General features: G+C 73.0%; 15 protein-coding genes. 7 read left to right on the plus strand and 8 right to left on the minus strand.

Going from position 1 to position 15,123, the window contains the following annotated elements; translation table 11 throughout:
- Positions 1-2: 2 nt before the first annotated feature.
- Positions 3-809 carry a sugar phosphate isomerase/epimerase family protein gene (locus ACSNOA_RS29905; RefSeq protein WP_436663099.1) on the minus strand — a complete coding sequence of 269 codons (807 nt, stop codon included), beginning with the start codon at positions 807-809 and terminating at the stop codon, positions 3-5.
- A 76-nt stretch (positions 810-885) separates the two neighbouring features.
- On the minus strand, positions 886-1,830 hold the full coding sequence (locus ACSNOA_RS29910; protein WP_436663100.1) for a Ppx/GppA phosphatase family protein: 945 nt from the start codon (positions 1,828-1,830) through the stop codon (positions 886-888).
- A 79-nt stretch (positions 1,831-1,909) separates the two neighbouring features.
- On the opposite strand from ACSNOA_RS29910, the gene ACSNOA_RS29915 reads away from it, so the two are divergent.
- Complete coding sequence (locus tag ACSNOA_RS29915) at positions 1,910-2,707, plus strand: hypothetical protein (RefSeq protein ID WP_436663420.1); 798 nt, start codon at positions 1,910-1,912, stop codon at positions 2,705-2,707.
- A 484-nt stretch (positions 2,708-3,191) separates the two neighbouring features.
- On the opposite strand, the gene ACSNOA_RS29920 is transcribed toward ACSNOA_RS29915, so the two are convergent.
- On the minus strand, positions 3,192-3,875 hold the full coding sequence (locus ACSNOA_RS29920) for a response regulator (RefSeq protein ID WP_436663101.1): 684 nt from the start codon (positions 3,873-3,875) through the stop codon (positions 3,192-3,194).
- A 22-nt stretch (positions 3,876-3,897) separates the two neighbouring features.
- Complete coding sequence (locus ACSNOA_RS29925; RefSeq protein ID WP_436663102.1) at positions 3,898-5,178, minus strand: sensor histidine kinase; 1,281 nt, start codon at positions 5,176-5,178, stop codon at positions 3,898-3,900.
- Positions 5,179-5,376: 198 nt separating this feature from the next.
- Here ACSNOA_RS29925 and phoU point away from each other — a divergent pair, with 198 nt between their 5' ends.
- Complete coding sequence (phoU, locus tag ACSNOA_RS29930; protein WP_436663103.1) at positions 5,377-6,030, plus strand: phosphate signaling complex protein PhoU; 654 nt, start codon at positions 5,377-5,379, stop codon at positions 6,028-6,030.
- Positions 6,031-6,088: 58 nt separating this feature from the next.
- Here the strand turns inward: phoU and ACSNOA_RS29935 are convergent, their stop codons facing one another.
- Positions 6,089-6,856, minus strand: a complete 768-nt coding sequence (locus tag ACSNOA_RS29935; protein ID WP_436663104.1) for a phosphoglyceromutase — start codon at positions 6,854-6,856, stop codon at positions 6,089-6,091.
- A 150-nt stretch (positions 6,857-7,006) separates the two neighbouring features.
- Between ACSNOA_RS29935 and ACSNOA_RS29940 the strand changes: the two genes are divergently transcribed.
- Together ACSNOA_RS29940 and ACSNOA_RS29945 are read left to right on the plus strand one after the other, a co-directional pair.
- Positions 7,007-8,329: an MDR family MFS transporter gene (locus ACSNOA_RS29940; RefSeq protein ID WP_436663105.1), complete on the plus strand. Its 1,323-nt coding sequence runs from the start codon at positions 7,007-7,009 to the stop codon at positions 8,327-8,329.
- A gap of 109 nt (positions 8,330-8,438) precedes the next feature.
- Complete coding sequence (locus ACSNOA_RS29945; RefSeq protein ID WP_436663106.1) at positions 8,439-9,719, plus strand: MFS transporter; 1,281 nt, start codon at positions 8,439-8,441, stop codon at positions 9,717-9,719.
- Between the two features lie 486 nt (positions 9,720-10,205).
- On the opposite strand, the gene ACSNOA_RS29950 is transcribed toward ACSNOA_RS29945, so the two are convergent.
- Positions 10,206-10,973 carry a hypothetical protein gene (locus tag ACSNOA_RS29950; protein ID WP_436663421.1) on the minus strand — a complete coding sequence of 256 codons (768 nt, stop codon included), beginning with the start codon at positions 10,971-10,973 and terminating at the stop codon, positions 10,206-10,208.
- 244 nt (positions 10,974-11,217) lie between these two features.
- Between ACSNOA_RS29950 and ACSNOA_RS29955 the strand changes: the two genes are divergently transcribed.
- Positions 11,218-11,340 carry a hypothetical protein gene (locus ACSNOA_RS29955; protein WP_436663108.1) on the plus strand — a complete coding sequence of 41 codons (123 nt, stop codon included), beginning with the start codon at positions 11,218-11,220 and terminating at the stop codon, positions 11,338-11,340.
- An 87-nt stretch (positions 11,341-11,427) separates the two neighbouring features.
- Here ACSNOA_RS29955 and ACSNOA_RS29960 read toward each other — a convergent pair whose 3' ends face one another.
- A complete protein-coding gene (locus ACSNOA_RS29960; protein ID WP_436663109.1) occupies positions 11,428-11,940 on the minus strand; it encodes a YbjN domain-containing protein in 513 nt (170 codons plus the stop codon).
- 64 nt (positions 11,941-12,004) lie between these two features.
- Complete coding sequence (gene mshA, locus ACSNOA_RS29965; protein ID WP_436663110.1) at positions 12,005-13,369, minus strand: D-inositol-3-phosphate glycosyltransferase; 1,365 nt, start codon at positions 13,367-13,369, stop codon at positions 12,005-12,007.
- 189 nt (positions 13,370-13,558) lie between these two features.
- Here mshA and ACSNOA_RS29970 point away from each other — a divergent pair, with 189 nt between their 5' ends.
- Both ACSNOA_RS29970 and ACSNOA_RS29975 read left to right on the plus strand, forming a co-directional pair.
- Positions 13,559-14,323: an SDR family NAD(P)-dependent oxidoreductase gene (locus tag ACSNOA_RS29970; RefSeq protein ID WP_436663111.1), complete on the plus strand. Its 765-nt coding sequence runs from the start codon at positions 13,559-13,561 to the stop codon at positions 14,321-14,323.
- On the plus strand, positions 14,320-15,117 hold the full coding sequence (locus ACSNOA_RS29975) for a class I SAM-dependent methyltransferase (RefSeq protein WP_436663112.1): 798 nt from the start codon (positions 14,320-14,322) through the stop codon (positions 15,115-15,117). The genes ACSNOA_RS29970 and ACSNOA_RS29975 overlap by 4 nt, the downstream gene beginning before the upstream one ends.
- Positions 15,118-15,123 lie beyond the last annotated feature (6 nt).

The raw sequence follows: 15,123 nt of genomic DNA on the forward strand, positions 1-15,123 counted from the left end.
GGTCAGGCGTCGACCGGGGACGGCGTGCTCAGGTGCTGGCGGGCGAAGTCCAGCGCGGCGCGCAGGTCCGCCTCGCGCACCGCGCGGCTCCGCGCGCCCCGGGTCGACACCTCCACGGCCACCGAGCCGGTGAAACCCCGCCCGGCCAGCGACCGGAGCAGCTCGGCGCAGGGCTGCGTGCCCCGGCCGGGGACGAGATGCTCGTCGCGCCCTTCGCCGGTGCCGTCGCCCAGGTGCACGTGCGCCAGCGCGGCGCCCATCCGGTCGGCCATCTCCAGCGAGTCGGTGTGTGACGCGGCGCAGTGCGACAGGTCGAGGGTGTAGGCGGGGTAGCCGGTGTCGGTCGGGTCCCAACCCGGCACGTAGGGCACGAACTGCCGCCCGGCCATCCGCACCGGGTACATGTTCTCCACGGCGAGGCGCAGCCCCGGGTGGCGGTCGGCGATGTCGCCGAGCCCCTCCCGGAAGGTGCGGGCGTAGTCGCGCTGCCACGTGAACGGCGGGTGGACCACGACCGTCGGCGCCTCCAGCGTCTCGGCCAGCTCGGCGGACCGGCGCAGCCGCTCCCACGGGTCCGGGCTCCACACCCGCTGCGTCACGAGCAGGCACGGGGCGTGCACCGACAGCACCGGCACCCCGTAGTGCCGGGACAGGCCGCGCAGCGCGCCCGCGTCCTGGCTCACCGCGTCGGTCCAGACCATCACCTCGACCCCGTCGTAGCCGAGGGCCGCGGCCAGCTGGAAGGCCGCCGCGGTCCGCTCCGGGAAGACCGAGGAGCTGGACAGGAGCACCGGGACGCGGGAAGTCACACAAGCCAGGGTAGCCCGGTCACGCCCGGACATCGTGAACGAGCGACCGCGGAGGGGGCGGAACGGACGCCGCGGCTCAGCCCGGGCCGATCTGGTCGAGCCGGCGCAGGATCACGCCCTCCCGCAGCGCCCACGGACAGATGTCCAGCTTGTCGACGCCCAGCCGGCGCATCACCGCCTCGGCCACGACGGCGCCGGCCAGCAACTGGTGGGCCCGACCGGCGCTGACCCCTTCCAGCTCGACGAGATTGCCGGGCGGAATGTGCCGGATGAAGCCGATCACCTGCCGGAGACCGGTGCGGGTGAGGCTGCGCCGGGCCCAGAGGCCGGCGCCGGAGGGGGCCGCTCCGGCGAGCCGCGCCAGGGTGCGGAACGTCTTCGAGGTGCCGACCGGCCGCTCCCAGCCCACGTCGACGATCTCCTTGACCACGGGGTCGAGCAGGCTCTCGGCGTACTCCCGCAGCTCCTCGACGGCCCGGGCCGGCGGCGGCGCGGTGTCGTCGGGCGTGATGCCCAGCCGTTCCCGGCTCAGCCGCCCCGCGCCCAGCGGCAGGGAGACCGCCGCGTCCGGGTCCTCGTCGATGCCGGCGGCGATCTCGAGCGAGCCGCCGCCGATGTCGAGCACCAGCAGTCGCCCGGCCGACCAGCCGAACCAGCGCCGCACCGCGAGGAACGTCATCCGCGCCTCGTCCGCGCCGGAGAGCACCTCGAGGCGTACGCCCGTCTCGTCCCGGACGCGGGCCAGCACCTCGGCCGCGTTGGTGGCGTCGCGCACGGCCGACGTCGCGAAGGCGATCAGGTCGTCGGCGTTGAGGCCGGCGGCCGCCGCCTTGGCCATGCTCACGGCCCGGACCAGCGTGTCCGCGCCGAGCGTGGTCAACGCGCCGTCCCGGCCGATCTGCTCGGCGAGGCGCAGCACCACCTTCTCGGAGTGGGCCGGCCAGGGATGCGCGCCGTGGTGTGCGTCCACCACCAACAGGTGCACCGTGTTGGAACCGACGTCGAGGACCCCCAGTCGCATGTGTCGACCCTATTGGCAACACGTTTCCCCGGCTCGACGGCCCGCTCCGGTGAGCGGGCGTAGGCTGGGCCGGGTGACGATGGAGCTCCGCGTACTGGTCGACGACCCGGGCGATCCGCGCAGCCGCGAGGTGCCGCTGGACTTCCCCCGGGAGTGGATCGAGTTCACCGACCCGGCGGATGAGAGTCACCTCGTCCGGGCCGACCTGACCTGGCTGCTCTCCCGCTGGACCTGCATCTTCGGTCGGGGCTGCCACGGCATCATCGCGGGTCGGGCCGCCGAGGGCTGCTGCTCACACGGCGCCTTCTTCACCGACTCGGACGACGAGAAGCGGGTCCGCGCCGCGGTCAAGCGGCTCACCCCCGAGACCTGGCAGCACTTCCGGCGCGGGTTCAAGAACTGGACCGACGACGACACCATCGACGGCAAGAACCCGGCCCGCCGGACGGCCACCCAGGGCCCGGACGGGCCCTGCGTCTTCCTCAACGACGTCGACTTTCCCGGCGGTGGGGGTTGCGCGTTGCACGCACAGGCCCTCCGCGACGGGGCGCACCCGCTGGAGTACAAGCCGGACGTGTGCTGGCAGTTGCCGATCCGCCGGGACCAGGAGTGGGTGAAACGGCCGGACAACACGAAGGTGCTGGTGTCCACGCTCGCCGAGTTCGACCGCCGCGGCTGGGGCGCGGGCGGGCACGACCTGGACTGGTGGTGCACCTCCTCCACCGACGCGCACGTCGGCGCCGACCCGATGTACGTCTCCTACGGCCCGGAGCTGACCGCGTTGATCGGCGCACCCGCGTACGCGAAGCTCGCCGAGCTGTGCGGGGCCCGCGTCCGTCAGGGCATGGTGGCGCCGCACCCGGCCGATCCGGCCTGACGGCCCCACGGCGGCTGAGCGCTCGTCGCCTCGCCGCCCGTCGCCTGGCCGGCCCGTCGACTGGGCGACGCCGGCCGCGGTGCGTTCCGCTATCGCGCCGGTCGCGCGCGGTCGCCCCGGTCGCGGTCGCCCTGGTCGCCGGTCATGCCCGGTCGCCAGCATCCCGTTACGTAGCGTGAACCGACGGACTGGGGGCGGCGCCCCCGTCGCCGTCCTTTGCTCTGCATACCTATAGGCACCAGGCACTCTGCGCAATCGCCGGAGGCGGTACCGGCACACGGGGTCCCTTAGAAAGGCCCAGCTCAAACGGGTGGTGCACATGGGGCTGCAGAGCAAAGGACGGCGAGGGGTGTCGTGCCACCCGGACTGGCCGCCACGCAGGGTCACCCCGAGGGAGTGCGGGCGCGCAACCACGAAGCGTCACGCCCGAGAAAAGCCGACGGGGCCCGCGCCGGCGCGCGGGCCCCGTCCTCTCCGCCGCCGATCAGGGCTCGAACTTGTAGCCCAGACCGCGCACGGTGACGATGTACCGCGGCGCCGACGGCTCCGGCTCGATCTTCGAGCGGAGACGCTTCACGTGCACGTCCAGCGTCTTGGTGTCGCCGACGTAGTCGGCGCCCCAGACGCGGTCGATGAGCTGGCCCCGGGTGAGCACCCGCCCGGCGTTGCGCAGCAGCAACTCCAGCAGCTCGAACTCCTTGAGCGGGAGCTGGACGGGACCCCCGTCCACGGTCACCACGTGGCGCTCGATGTCCATGCGGACCGGGCCGGCCGCCAGGGTCGGGGCACCCGACTCGGCCGCCTCCGGGCTCTGCCGGCGCAGCACCGCCCGGATCCGGGCCACCAACTCGCGGGGCGAGTACGGCTTGGTCACGTAGTCGTCGGCGCCGATCTCCAGGCCGACGACCTTGTCGATCTCACTGTCCCGCGCCGTGACCATGATGATCGGCACGTGCGAGCGCTGTCGGAGCTGCCGGCAGACCTCGGTGCCCGACATTTCGGGCAGCATCAGGTCGAGCAGCACGATGTCGGCGCCGGTCCGGTCGAACTCGGTCAGGGCCGTGGGGCCCGTCGCGGCGACCGAGACCTCGAAGCCCTCCTTGCGGAGCATGTACGACAGGGCGTCGGAGAACGACTCCTCGTCCTCGACCACCAGAACGCGGCTCAACGGGTTTTCCTTTCCATTGCTGTCAGACCTGCCGAAGCTCGGCCGAACCGGGCTCGATCCCAGCCGCCGGTAGTGTCGCCAGAAGGTCTTCCGGGGGACGGGCGGGCAGCCGAAGGGTGAACGTCGACCCCCCACCAAGAGTGCTCGACACATCGACCCGTCCGCCATGGTTGCTCGCGATGTGTTTCACGATGGCCAGCCCGAGCCCGGTGCCGCCGGTGGACCGGGAACGTGCCTGGTCGGCCCGGTAGAACCGCTCGAAGATCCGGTCCACGTCGGTGGGGGCGATCCCGATGCCCTGGTCCGCCACGGCGATCTCGACGTGGTCCTCGACACCCCGGGTGGTGATCCGTACCGTCGTGCCGTCGCCCGAGTAGTTGATGGCGTTTTCCGCCAGGTTGGCCACCGCCGTGGCGAGCTGGGTGTCGCTGCCGTACGCGGTCAGCCCCCGGTCGCCCTCCACGACGACCTCGATCCCCCGGGCGGCGGCCGTGGTGCGCGTGCGATCCACCACCTCGGCGATGACCCAGTCCACCGAGACCGGCTCGGGCGCCGGCTGCGGCTCGGCGCCCTGCAACCGGGTCAGCTCGAGCAGCTCCTGCACCAGCCGGCCGAGCCGGGTCGACTCGTGCTGGATCCGCTCGGCGAAGCGGCGGGCCGCGACCATGTCCTCCGACAGGTCGGGCGCGGCGTCGGTGGCCGGCTCGGTGGCGTCCAGCAGCGCCTCGGCCAGCAGTTGCAGGGCGCCGATCGGCGTCTTCAGCTCGTGGCTCACGTTGGCCACGAAGTCGCGCCGCACCCGGGCCAGCCGGTGCGACTCGGTCACGTCGGCCGCCTCCACGGCGATGTAGCCGCCGCCGACGCCCATGGCGCGCAGGTGCACGCCGAGGGGGTTGTCCCCGGCGCTGTCGCGGCCCCGGGGCAGGTCCAGCTCGATCTCGCGCCGGATGCCCGTGCGCCGGACCTGCCCGGCGAGCGTACGGATGAGGGGATGGGGTGCGATCGAGCCCGGGGTCGTGCCGGTGCGCAGCAGCCCCATGGCCCGGGCGGCGGGGTTGACCAGGACGGGAACGTCGTCCGGGTCCAGCACCACGACGCCGGCCCGGAGCGAGTCCACGGTGCGGCGGCCGAGGCCGGCCTGCGGATCTTCGGCTATGGCGGGCCCCCCCGTGCTCCATGGGGAGCTGTCGCCCCCGGTCGACCTGCCGCGGCGGCCCGGAGCCCGGAACCGGGACAGCAGCAGCCCGGCGACCAGACCGGCCACCAGCGCCACGGCCACCACGACCGCCACCACCCATTCCACCTGGCGATCGTAGGGTCATTGTTAACCTGGCTACCGCCCAGAAGGGGATGAACCAGACTCGCTTCCGGCAAAGTTCACTCATGCGTCTGGCGTCGTTCACCAGGGTTAATGTCGGATCCGCCCGTACGGCCTACCGTGGTCCGCACCGCCCACATGCTGCGCCGGCACCCGCCGGCGACGATTCCACAGGACGTGACAATGCGCGACGAGTTCCGGGCCGACCTCCACATCGTCAGCCAACTGCTGGTCGACATGGCCGAGGGGACCCGGTCCGCCATGCGGCAGGCCACCCGGGCCCTGCTCACCGCCGACCGGCAGGCGGCCGAGACGGTCATCGAACGGGATGCCGAGATCGACGACCTCTACCGGCACGTCGAGGAGCGGGTCTGCGACCTGCTGGCCCGGCAGGCGCCCGTCGCCTCCGACCTTCGTGCCATGATCACGGCTCTGCACGTGGCCGCCGACCTGGAGCGCATGGGCGACCTCGCCGACCACGTGGCGAAGACCGCCCTGCGCCGGCACCCCTCCCCGGCCGTGCCCGCCGAGCTGCGGCAGATCTTCACGGAGATGGCCTCGATCGCCGACCGGATGGCCGAGAAGATCGGCTCCGTGCTGGCGAAGCCCGACGCCGACATCGCGGCCGAACTCGACCGGGACGACGACGCCATGGACGAACTGCACAAGAACCTCTTCGGCGTGCTGCTCGGCGACGACTGGCCGTACGGGGTGGAGACCGCCATCGACGCCACCCTGCTCGGTCGTTTCTACGAGCGGTTCGCCGACCACGCGGTGAACGCCGGCGAGCACGTGGTGTACCTGATCACCGGCGAGACCGCCCCCACGCCCAACTGAGACCCGCACACGACGAAAGGCCCCCGGTGACCCGGGGGCCTTTCGTCGTACGGCTGGCTCAGCGGCCCTGGTTGGCCACCGCGGCCGCGGCCTCCTTGGCGGCCTCCGGGTCGAGGTACGTCCCGCCCAGGACCTGCGGGCGCAGGTGGGGGTCCAGGTCGTACCGCAGCGGGATGCCGGTCGGGATGTTGAGCTTCGCGATCGCCTCGTCGGAGATCTGGTCGAGGTGCTTCACGAGGGCGCGCAGCGAGTTGCCGTGCGCGGCCACCAGCACCGTACGGCCCGCCAGGATGTCCGGCACGATCGAGTCGTACCAGTACGGCAACATCCGCTCGACCACGTCCTTGAGGCACTCGGTCCGCGGCATCAGCTCGGTCGGCAGCAGCGCGTAGCGGGGATCGCCGACCTGGGACCACTCGTCGTTGTCGTCGATGGGCGGCGGCGGGGTGTCGTACGAGCGCCGCCAGAGCATGAACTGCTCCTCGCCGTACTCGTCGAGGGTCTGCTTCTTGTTCTTGCCCTGGAGGGCGCCGTAGTGCCGCTCGTTGAGCCGCCACGACCGGCGCACCGCGATCCAGTGCCGGTCGGCCGCGTTCAGCGCCAGCTCGGCGGTGCGGATCGCCCGGCGCAGCACGCTCGTGTGCACCACGTCCGGCATGAGACCGTGCTCGCGGAGCAGCTCGCCGCCGCGCCGCGCCTCGTCCTCGCCCTTGGCCGTCAGGTCGACGTCGACCCAGCCGGTGAAGAGGTTCTTGGCGTTCCAGTCGCTCTCGCCGTGCCGCAGCAGGACCAGCGTCCCGACGGTGGGCCCCTCGCTCGCTGTCATGCGGATCATCCTGCCGTACGCCGCGGCCGGACATGCGGCGACCCGTCGTGACGACCACCACGTGGAAAAGCTGATGACCAGCGCTCGCGCCCACGACTAGGTTGTAAGGCGCTTGAGATAGATCGGTCATTACCAAACCGGGGGGCGCGGATGCGGACGGTACGAGGCTGGCTGGGTGAGACGGCGGGTGGCCTGCCAACACGGTTCTGGTACCTCTGGACCGGCACCCTGATCAACCGGCTCGGGTCGTTCGTGCTCGTGTTCCTCGCCATCTACCTGACCCAGGAGCGCGGCTTCTCCGCGTCCCAGGCGGGTCTCGTGATCGGCCTCTGGGGCGTCGGCGGCGCGTTCGGCACCACCGCCGGCGGCATGCTGGCCGACCGCTGGGGTCGGCGGCCGACGCTCTTCACCGCACACCTCGGCGCGGCCACCATGATGCTGGCGCTCGGGCTGGCTCGCCCGCTCTGGGCGGTCGCGCTCGGGGCGCTGCTGCTCGGCGCGTTCGCCGAGGCGGCGCGCCCGGCGTTCGGCGCCATGATGATCGACGTGGTGCCGGAGAAGGACCGGCTGCGCGCCTTCTCCCTGAACTACTGGGCGATCAACCTCGGCTTCGCCTCGGCGGCCGTGCTCGCCGGCTTCGCCGCACAGGCCGGCTACCTGCTGCTCTTCGTGGTCGACGCGGCCACGACCCTGGTCACCGCGATCATCATCTTCACCCGCGTGGGCGAGACCCGGCGGGCGGCCGGGCCGGTCGTCACCAAGGACACGAAGGCCCCCGCGGGCGCCCTGCGGACGATCCTGGGCGACCGCATCTACCTCGGCTTCGTGGCGCTCAACCTCTTCGCGGCGCTCGTCTTCCTCCAGCACATCTCGATGCTGCCGATCGCCATGGGCGATTCCGGCCTGAGCCCCGCCACGTACGGCTCGGTGATCGCGCTCAACGGCGTCCTCATCGTGGTGGGCCAGCTCTTCGTGCCGCGCCTCATCCGGGGCCGCAGCCGCTCGCACGTGCTCGCCCTGGCCGCCCTGGTGACCGGCGTCGGCTTCGGGCTCACCGCGTTCGCCGAGGCCGCCTGGATGTACGGGCTGACGGTGCTGATCTGGACGGTCGGCGAGATGCTCAACTCACCCTCCAACGCCACCCTCATCGCCGAACTCTCCCCCGCCGACCTGCGCGGTCGCTACCAGGGCGTCTTCTCGCTCTCCTGGCAGATCGCCGGCGCGGTCGCGCCGATCCTCGGTGGCGTGGTCCGTGAGCACGCCGGCAACACGGCGCTCTGGGCGGCGTGCGCGGCGATCGGCGGCCTCATGGCGGTGGCCCACCTGGTCTCCGGCCCGGCCCGCGAGCGGCGTGCCGCGGCGCTGCGCCGCCCCGCACAGCCGGTCGTCCCGCTCACCACCATCGAGCCGCCGGCGCCGCAGGCGGCCGAGGCCGCGGCGACCGCCCCGGCCGAGCCCGTCCGGGCGAGCTGACCGACGCGACCCGGCGGAGGTACGCGGCCGGCGTCGGCCCGACGGGGAGACGGCACGTCCGATACGGTCAGGACGAAACAGTTAGGAAACCGAACTGTCTGGAGGACCTGTGCACGCCCTGCGGCGCTGGTGGGACGACACCGCGGGCGGCCTACCGGCCACCTTCTGGTACCTCTGGGCCGGCATCCTCATCAACCGCGCCGGCGCGTTCGCGATGCTCTTCCTGTCGCTCTACCTCACCGACGCGCGGGGCGCCAGCGAGGCCGTCGCCGGCGCGGTGGTCGGGGCGTACGGGGCCGGTGGCGCGATCGGCGTACTGCTGGGCGGGGTGCTCACCGACCGGTGGGGCCGGCGGGCCACGCTCCTCGCGGCGCACGTGACCACCGCCGGTCTGATGGTCGCGCTCGCCCTCAGCACCCACCTGGCGCTCATCGCGGCGCTGTCGGCGCTGGTCGGGATGGTGCACTCGATGCCCAGCCCGGCCTTCGTGGCGGCGATCGTCGACCTGGTCCCCGAAAACCGGCGCTCGCGCGCCTTCAACCTCCAGTTCTGGGCGTTCAACCTCGGCATGGCGGTCGCCTCGCTCCTGGCCGGCGTACTGGCCGAGGCCAGCTTCCTCGCGCTGTTCCTCGTCGACGCCTGCGCCACGCTGGCCACCGCCGCGGTGATCGCCTGGAAGGTGCCGGAGACCCTGCACCGCCGGGCCACGCCGGCGCCGCTGCCCGCCGCGCCGCCGGGCCGCCGGCCGGGCCTGCTCACGCCGCTCACCGACCGGGTCTTCCTGACGTTCGTGGGGCTCTCGTTCCTGCTGGCCGTCCTCAGCATGCAGACCTCGACGATCATGCCGCTGGCGATGCGCGCGGACGGGCTCGGCCCGTCGGCGTACGGCCTCGTGGTGGCCCTCGGTGGCGCGTTGATCGTGCTCGGCCAGCTCTTCGTGCCCCGCCTCATCGACCGGCATCGCAAGCACGTCGTGCTCGCGGTGTCCACCGGCCTGATGGCGATCGGCTTCGGGACGCTGACCGTGGCCGACGGGCTCGGGGTGTACCTGGGCGCGGCCGTCGTCTGGACCATTGGCTCGATGCTGGCCGCGCCTCCGAACGCGCAGATCAACGCCGACCTGGCACCACTCGAGCTCCGAGGTCGCTACCAGTCGGTCTTCTACCTGACCTTCCCCGCCGCCTCGTTCGTGGCGCCCACGCTGGGCGGGGTGAGCCTCCAGTACCTGGGCGCCGCCCACTGGCTCATCGTGGGCGGCCTCGGCGTGCTCGCCGCCGCGGGTCACCTGCTCGCCGGGCCGCCACGCGAGCGGCGGGTGGCCGCGCTGCTCCGGAGCGCGGCTCGCGGCACCGGCCGGACGCCGACCGAGGACCGGGTCGCGGCGGTCTAGCAAGCGCGTCCATCCCGGCGCCCGCAGCGCGCGGTCGACGACGCCGTCGTTTGCGCCCCATATCTGGGGCAGCTCGACAGCGGCCACTGGGTGAACCGGCCAGCCTCCAACCTCGCATTCAACGCGAAGTGCCCACCACGCCGATGGCAGTGGTGGGCACCCGCGAAGAGTGGGGCCGGCGGCGGCGGGCAGACACTCACCCCCGTAAGCGTCGCCCGCTCGCGCCGCCGGTCCAAACAGGTGGGCACCGTCCCCCAACGGTTGATCCACCCGTCCCTCGCGCCTCGCCTGGTGCACGGATCTGATCGATCCGCCGCTCCCCCGAACGTTTCCAAGCGTGGCACGGCGCAATAAAGCTAATTCGCCCGGATTACGGTTTCAACCCGCTTCGGGTGTCTCGCCGGTCACAGCCGACGGGACCCGCTGCTCCGGGCCTCGGTCGTGACAACAGCGCATACCCGCCGGGCATTCCCGCAAACACGTGCGTCAGGCGTCCTCCCGCTCGGGCGACTCGGTCCGGAAGAAGTTGCTCTGCCGACCGTCGCGCATCTGCTCCTGATAGATCAGGTTCAGCCGGCGCAGGTCGAAGGTGTGGAACCACTCGTCCCAGGTGATCTCACGGATCCGGCTGCTCTCCCGATAGCCCGGAATGTTGAACGTGAGCACCCCCGCACGGCCTTCCCGCTCGGTGCCGGCGATCGTGGCCGGTCTGGCCCCACGCTCCTCGGCCCAGCGCTGGATGACCTCGTGGTTGCTCGTGACGAGGCTCCGCCCGGGACGCTCCGGCCGGTCCGCCGGTGACGAGATGACCTGCGACGAGCTGGCCGACCGGGAGGTGCTGCGCCCGGCCCGGAGGCCGCCGGCCGCCGCCGTCGCGGCCGCACCACCGCCCGTGGTCTTCCGTGCCGGAGCGGTCTTCTTCGCCGCGGCCGCCTTGCGCGCCGGCGCGGCCCGCTTTCCGGGCGCGGTCTTCGTGGCCGCCGCCTTGCGGGCGGGCGGGGCCTTCTTCGCGGCCGTCGTCTTCTTGGCGGCCGTCTTCCGCGCCGTCGTGGTCCGCGCCGTCGTCGTCTTCCGCGCCGTCGTGGTCTTCCTCGCGGCGCTCGTCCTCTTGGCCGCGGTGGTCTTCTTCGCCGGCGCCTTCTTGGCAGCCGGTGCCTTCTTCGCCGCCGTCGTCTTCCTGGCGGCCGGCGCCTTCTTCGCGGCGGCCGTCGTCTTCTTCGCGGCGGCCGTCTTCTTGGCCGCGGCCTTCTTCACGGCCGCCTTCTTCGCCGGCGCGGTCTTGTTGGCCGGCACCGCCTTGGCGCGGCTCGGTGCGGCCCGGCCGGCACGGGCGCCGGCCGTCTTCTTCGTGGCCGCGGCCCGGCCCGCCGGACCGGTGGCCTTGCGCGCGGCGCCGCCACGGCCCGCCGACCGCATCGCCCGCACCAGCTCCTTCACGAGGTCCGGCTTACGCATTGTGGAGATCCCCGAGACACCGTGCTTGCGGAGCTGACCCCGGATGTCGTCCACCCGCATCCGGGAGATCTCCGACTCGGAGATCCCGGGCGTGTTCGGTGTCCGGTTCCCCGCCTGCTGCCTGGTTCTGGTCGCAGTCCCGCCGCGACCCGAGCTGTTCCGCTGAGCCATGAGACGCTCACGCTCCTCGACAGTCCGTCCTCGGCGCGCGGAGGGTCCCAAACCTGCCGCACCGCGCGGTGCGGCATACCCCTCAGGACGGGTCCGAACCTCCGGACGGCTCGAAGAGGTGGGCGAAAGCGGCGAGGTTCGCGGTGGATTCGCCGCGCTTGACCCGCCATTCCCATTCCCGGCGGATCGAACTGCCGAAGCCGATCTCCAGCATCGTGTCGAAGGACTCGTCGGAATACGTCAGCACGGCCCCGAGCAGCCGGTCCAGCTCCTCGGCGTCGACGCCGGCCGGGTTGACCCGACCGGTCAGATAGACGTCGCCGACGGCGTCGATGGAGAAGGACACCCCGTACATGCGGGCGTTGCGCTGGAGCAGCCACGCCCAGAGATCCTCGCGCCGCTCGTCCGGCTGGCGCATCACGAACGCCTCGATGCGCAGCGCGTGTTCACCCACGATCAGGTTGCAGATCGTCTTGAGCTTGTGCGTGCCGGGCAGGGTCACGGCGTACGACTGCGGGCCCGTCGCCTCCCACGCCAGGTCGCGCTCGTCGCAGACCGACTCGATCAGGGCCGCAAGATCGCTCTTCCCGCTCACCGGACCCACTCTACGGCCGGGGTCGCCACCGCACCGGATGGCAACCACCGCCCGGCCACCCGCTTCACCAGGAGCAGGACAGGGCCGGGTCGCCGGCGAGCTGGGCCGCGAGACGGTCGCGGTGCGACACCATGGCCTCGCCGTACACGTCGAGCAGGTTGGAGACCGTCCGGTCCCAGGAGAAGCTGCGGGCGTGCCGTTCGGCACCGCGGGACAGCGCCCGGCGAAGCGCCCGGTCCGGCAGCAGACGGGCGAGCGTACGCGCCCAGTCGGTCGGGTCGTGCCCGTCGATGAGCACCCCACTGACCTGGTCGCGTACGGCCGTCACCAGGCCGCCCACGGCGGCGGCGAGCACCGGCGTGCCGCAGGCCTGGGCCTCCAGGGCGACCAGCCCGAACGACTCGTTGTGCGACGGGACGGCGACCAGGTCGGCGGCCCGGTACAGGGCCGGCAGGTCGTCGCCGGTCTGGGGCGGCAGGAAGCGCACCCGGTCGGTGACGCCCAGCGAGGCGGCCAGCTCGATGAGGGCCGTGGGCCGGTCCAGCCCACTGCCGCTCGGGCCACCGCAGATCACGACGGTCAGCTGCTCGGCCAGCGCCGGGTCGTGGTCGCGCAGCGCGGCGGCGGCGCGTACGAGCACGTCGGGGGCCTTCAACGGCTGGATCCGGCCGACGAACGCCACCACGTAGCCGTGGGCGGGCAGGCCCAGCCCGCGCCGGGCCGCGACGGCGGCGTGGTCCCGGTCGCCGGACGCCGGCCGGAACCGGTCCAGGTCCACTCCCGGCTGGACGACGCCGACCCGGTCGGGCGCGGCCGCGTACCGCTCGATGAGGTCGCGGGCCTCGACGTCGGTGTTGGCGACCAGCCGGTCGGCCTCGGCCACCACCTGCTCCTCGCCGATCACCCGGGCCTTCGGCTCCGGCCGGTCCCCGACCGCGAGCCGCGCGTTCTTGACCTTGGCGAGTGTGTGCGCGGTGTGCACGAGCGGTACGCCCCAGCGCTCCTTCGCGAGCCAGCCGACCTGCCCGGAGAGCCAGTAGTGCGAGTGGATGAGGTCGTAGTGACCCGGCGGCCGGGCCGCCTCGGCACGCAGTACGCCGGCGGTGAACGCGCAGAGCTGCCCGGGCAGCTCCTCCTTGGTGAGGCCCTCCAAGGGACCGGCCGTGATGTGCCGGACCTGGACGCCGGGCGCCATCTCGACCACCGGGGGCAGGTCACCGGAGGTGGCCCGGGTGAAGATCTCCACCTCTACGCCCGCCCGGGCCAGTCGCCGGGCGACCTCCAGGATGTAGACGTTCATGCCGCCGGCGTCGCCGGTGCCGGGCTGGTGCAACGGCGACGTGTGCACCGAGAGGGTGGCGATTCGCCGGGGCCGCGGCCACGGACGTGCTCCTCGCTGACGACCGACGCCGGTGTGCAGTTCCGCCACGTCCGCTCCCCTGGTCACGGTTGATGCCGTCTCGCACGACCGGCGCTTGGGTCAACCTGTACGCCGGATGTCATCTTCCCCATCGGCGCTCGGAAATGCGCGGCGGCGGTCGCCCGGCGTGACGGACCTCATTCGAACGCCGGCACGCCCGGGGTAAGAGCGAGTCCGCCGCCGGGTCACAATGTCCGGATGACCTCTGTCGCGATCGTCACCGGAGCGTCGAGCGGGATCGGCGCGGCCACCGCCCGCCGCCTCGCCGCCGAGGGTTTCCACGTGCTCGCCGCGGCCCGGCGTACCGACCGGCTGGACACGCTCGTCACCGAGATCGAGGCCGCCGGTGGCCGGGCCACGGCCGTGGAGTGCGACGTCACCTCGGACGCGTCGGTGGCCGCGCTGGCGGAGGCGGCCGCCGCGCTGCCGGAGCCGGTGACCCTGCTCGTCAACAACGCGGGTGGCGCCCGCGGCCTGGACCCGGTCGAGTCCGGCTCGGTCCGTGACTGGCAGTGGATGTACGACGTCAACGTGCTCGGCACGCTCCGGGTCACCCAGGCGCTGCTGCCGGCCCTGGAGGCGTCCGGGGCCGGCACCGTGGTGATCGTGTCGTCGACGGCCGGCTTCACGGTGTACGAGGGCGGTGGCGGCTACACCGCGGCCAAGCACGCGCAGACCGCGATCGCCGGCACGCTCCGGCTGGAGCTGTGCGGCCGTCCGGTGCGGGTCGTCGAGATCGATCCGGGGATGGTGAAGACCGAGGAGTTCAGCCTCGTGCGGTTCGGCGGCGACGCCGAGCGGGCCGAGGCCGTCTACGCCGGTGTCGCCGAGCCGCTGGTGGCCGACGACGTGGCGGACTGCATCGCCTGGTGCGCCACCCGGCCGCACCACGTGAACGTGGACCGGCTGGTGGTCCGTCCGCTGGCCCAGGCCGCGCAGCACAAGGTGCACCGGGTCGGGTGACCGCGGCGGGGCGGCGCCGGCCCTACGGGGTGGTCACCCGGGGCACCACGAACCCCAACCGGCTCCGCCGGGTGGACAACTGGATCGTGGCCACCTGCGGGGACCTGCTCCGCGCGGCCACCGATCCGCTGGTGGTGGACCTGGGCTACGGCGCCACCCCGGTCACCGCCGTGGAGTTGCGCGCCCGCCTGGCCGCGGGGGCGCGGCGGGACGTACGCCTCGTGGGGCTGGAGATCGACCCGGAGCGGGTGGCCGCCGCGGCGCCCGCCGCCGACCCGCCGGGGCTCACCTTCGCCCGGGGCGGTTTCGAGCTGGCCGGGCTGCGCCCGGTGCTGGTGCGCGCGTTCAACGTGCTGCGCCAGTACGACGAGAGCGAGGTGGCCGGGGCGTGGCGGACGATGACCGCCGCGCTCGCCCCGGGCGGTGTGCTGGTCGAGGGCACCTGTGACGAGCTGGGCCGGTTGTGCGGCTGGCTCCTCATCGACGCCGACGGGCCGCGCTCGCTGACGCTGGCCGCCCGGCTCGCGACCCTCGAAAGCCCGGCCGAGCTGGCCGAACGGCTGCCCAAGGCGCTGATCCACCGCAACGTGCCGGGCGAGCGCGTGCACGACCTGATCCGCGCACTGGACGACGCGTGGCGGGACGCCGCGGCGTACGCCACGTTCGGCCCGCGGCAGCGTTGGCTGCACGCCGTCGGGTCGCTGAAGGAGGGCGGCTGGCCGCTGCTGGACCGCCCGGCCCGCTGGCGCCTCGGCGAGCTGACCGTCCCGTGGCCGACGGTCGCCCCCCGCTGACCCCCG

Source organism: Micromonospora sp. URMC 103, from assembly GCF_051386435.1.
GTDB lineage: Bacteria > Actinomycetota > Actinomycetes > Mycobacteriales > Micromonosporaceae > Micromonospora.

Excerpts from the sequence above, each read along its gene's own strand:
- ACSNOA_RS29955 (WP_436663108.1), top strand. The coding sequence starts at position 11,218 with ATGTCGTCCACCCGCATCCGGGAGATCTCCGACTCGGAGATCCCGGGC.
- ACSNOA_RS29935 (WP_436663104.1), bottom strand. The coding sequence starts at position 6,856 with ATGACAGCGAGCGAGGGGCCCACCGTCGGGACGCTGGTCCTGCTGCGG.
- ACSNOA_RS29910 (WP_436663100.1), bottom strand. The coding sequence starts at position 1,830 with ATGCGACTGGGGGTCCTCGACGTCGGTTCCAACACGGTGCACCTGTTG.
- ACSNOA_RS29940 (WP_436663105.1), top strand. The coding sequence starts at position 7,007 with ATGCGGACGGTACGAGGCTGGCTGGGTGAGACGGCGGGTGGCCTGCCA.
- ACSNOA_RS29915 (WP_436663420.1), top strand. The coding sequence starts at position 1,910 with ATGGAGCTCCGCGTACTGGTCGACGACCCGGGCGATCCGCGCAGCCGC.
- ACSNOA_RS29970 (WP_436663111.1), top strand. The coding sequence starts at position 13,559 with ATGACCTCTGTCGCGATCGTCACCGGAGCGTCGAGCGGGATCGGCGCG.
- phoU (WP_436663103.1), top strand. The coding sequence starts at position 5,377 with ATGCGCGACGAGTTCCGGGCCGACCTCCACATCGTCAGCCAACTGCTG.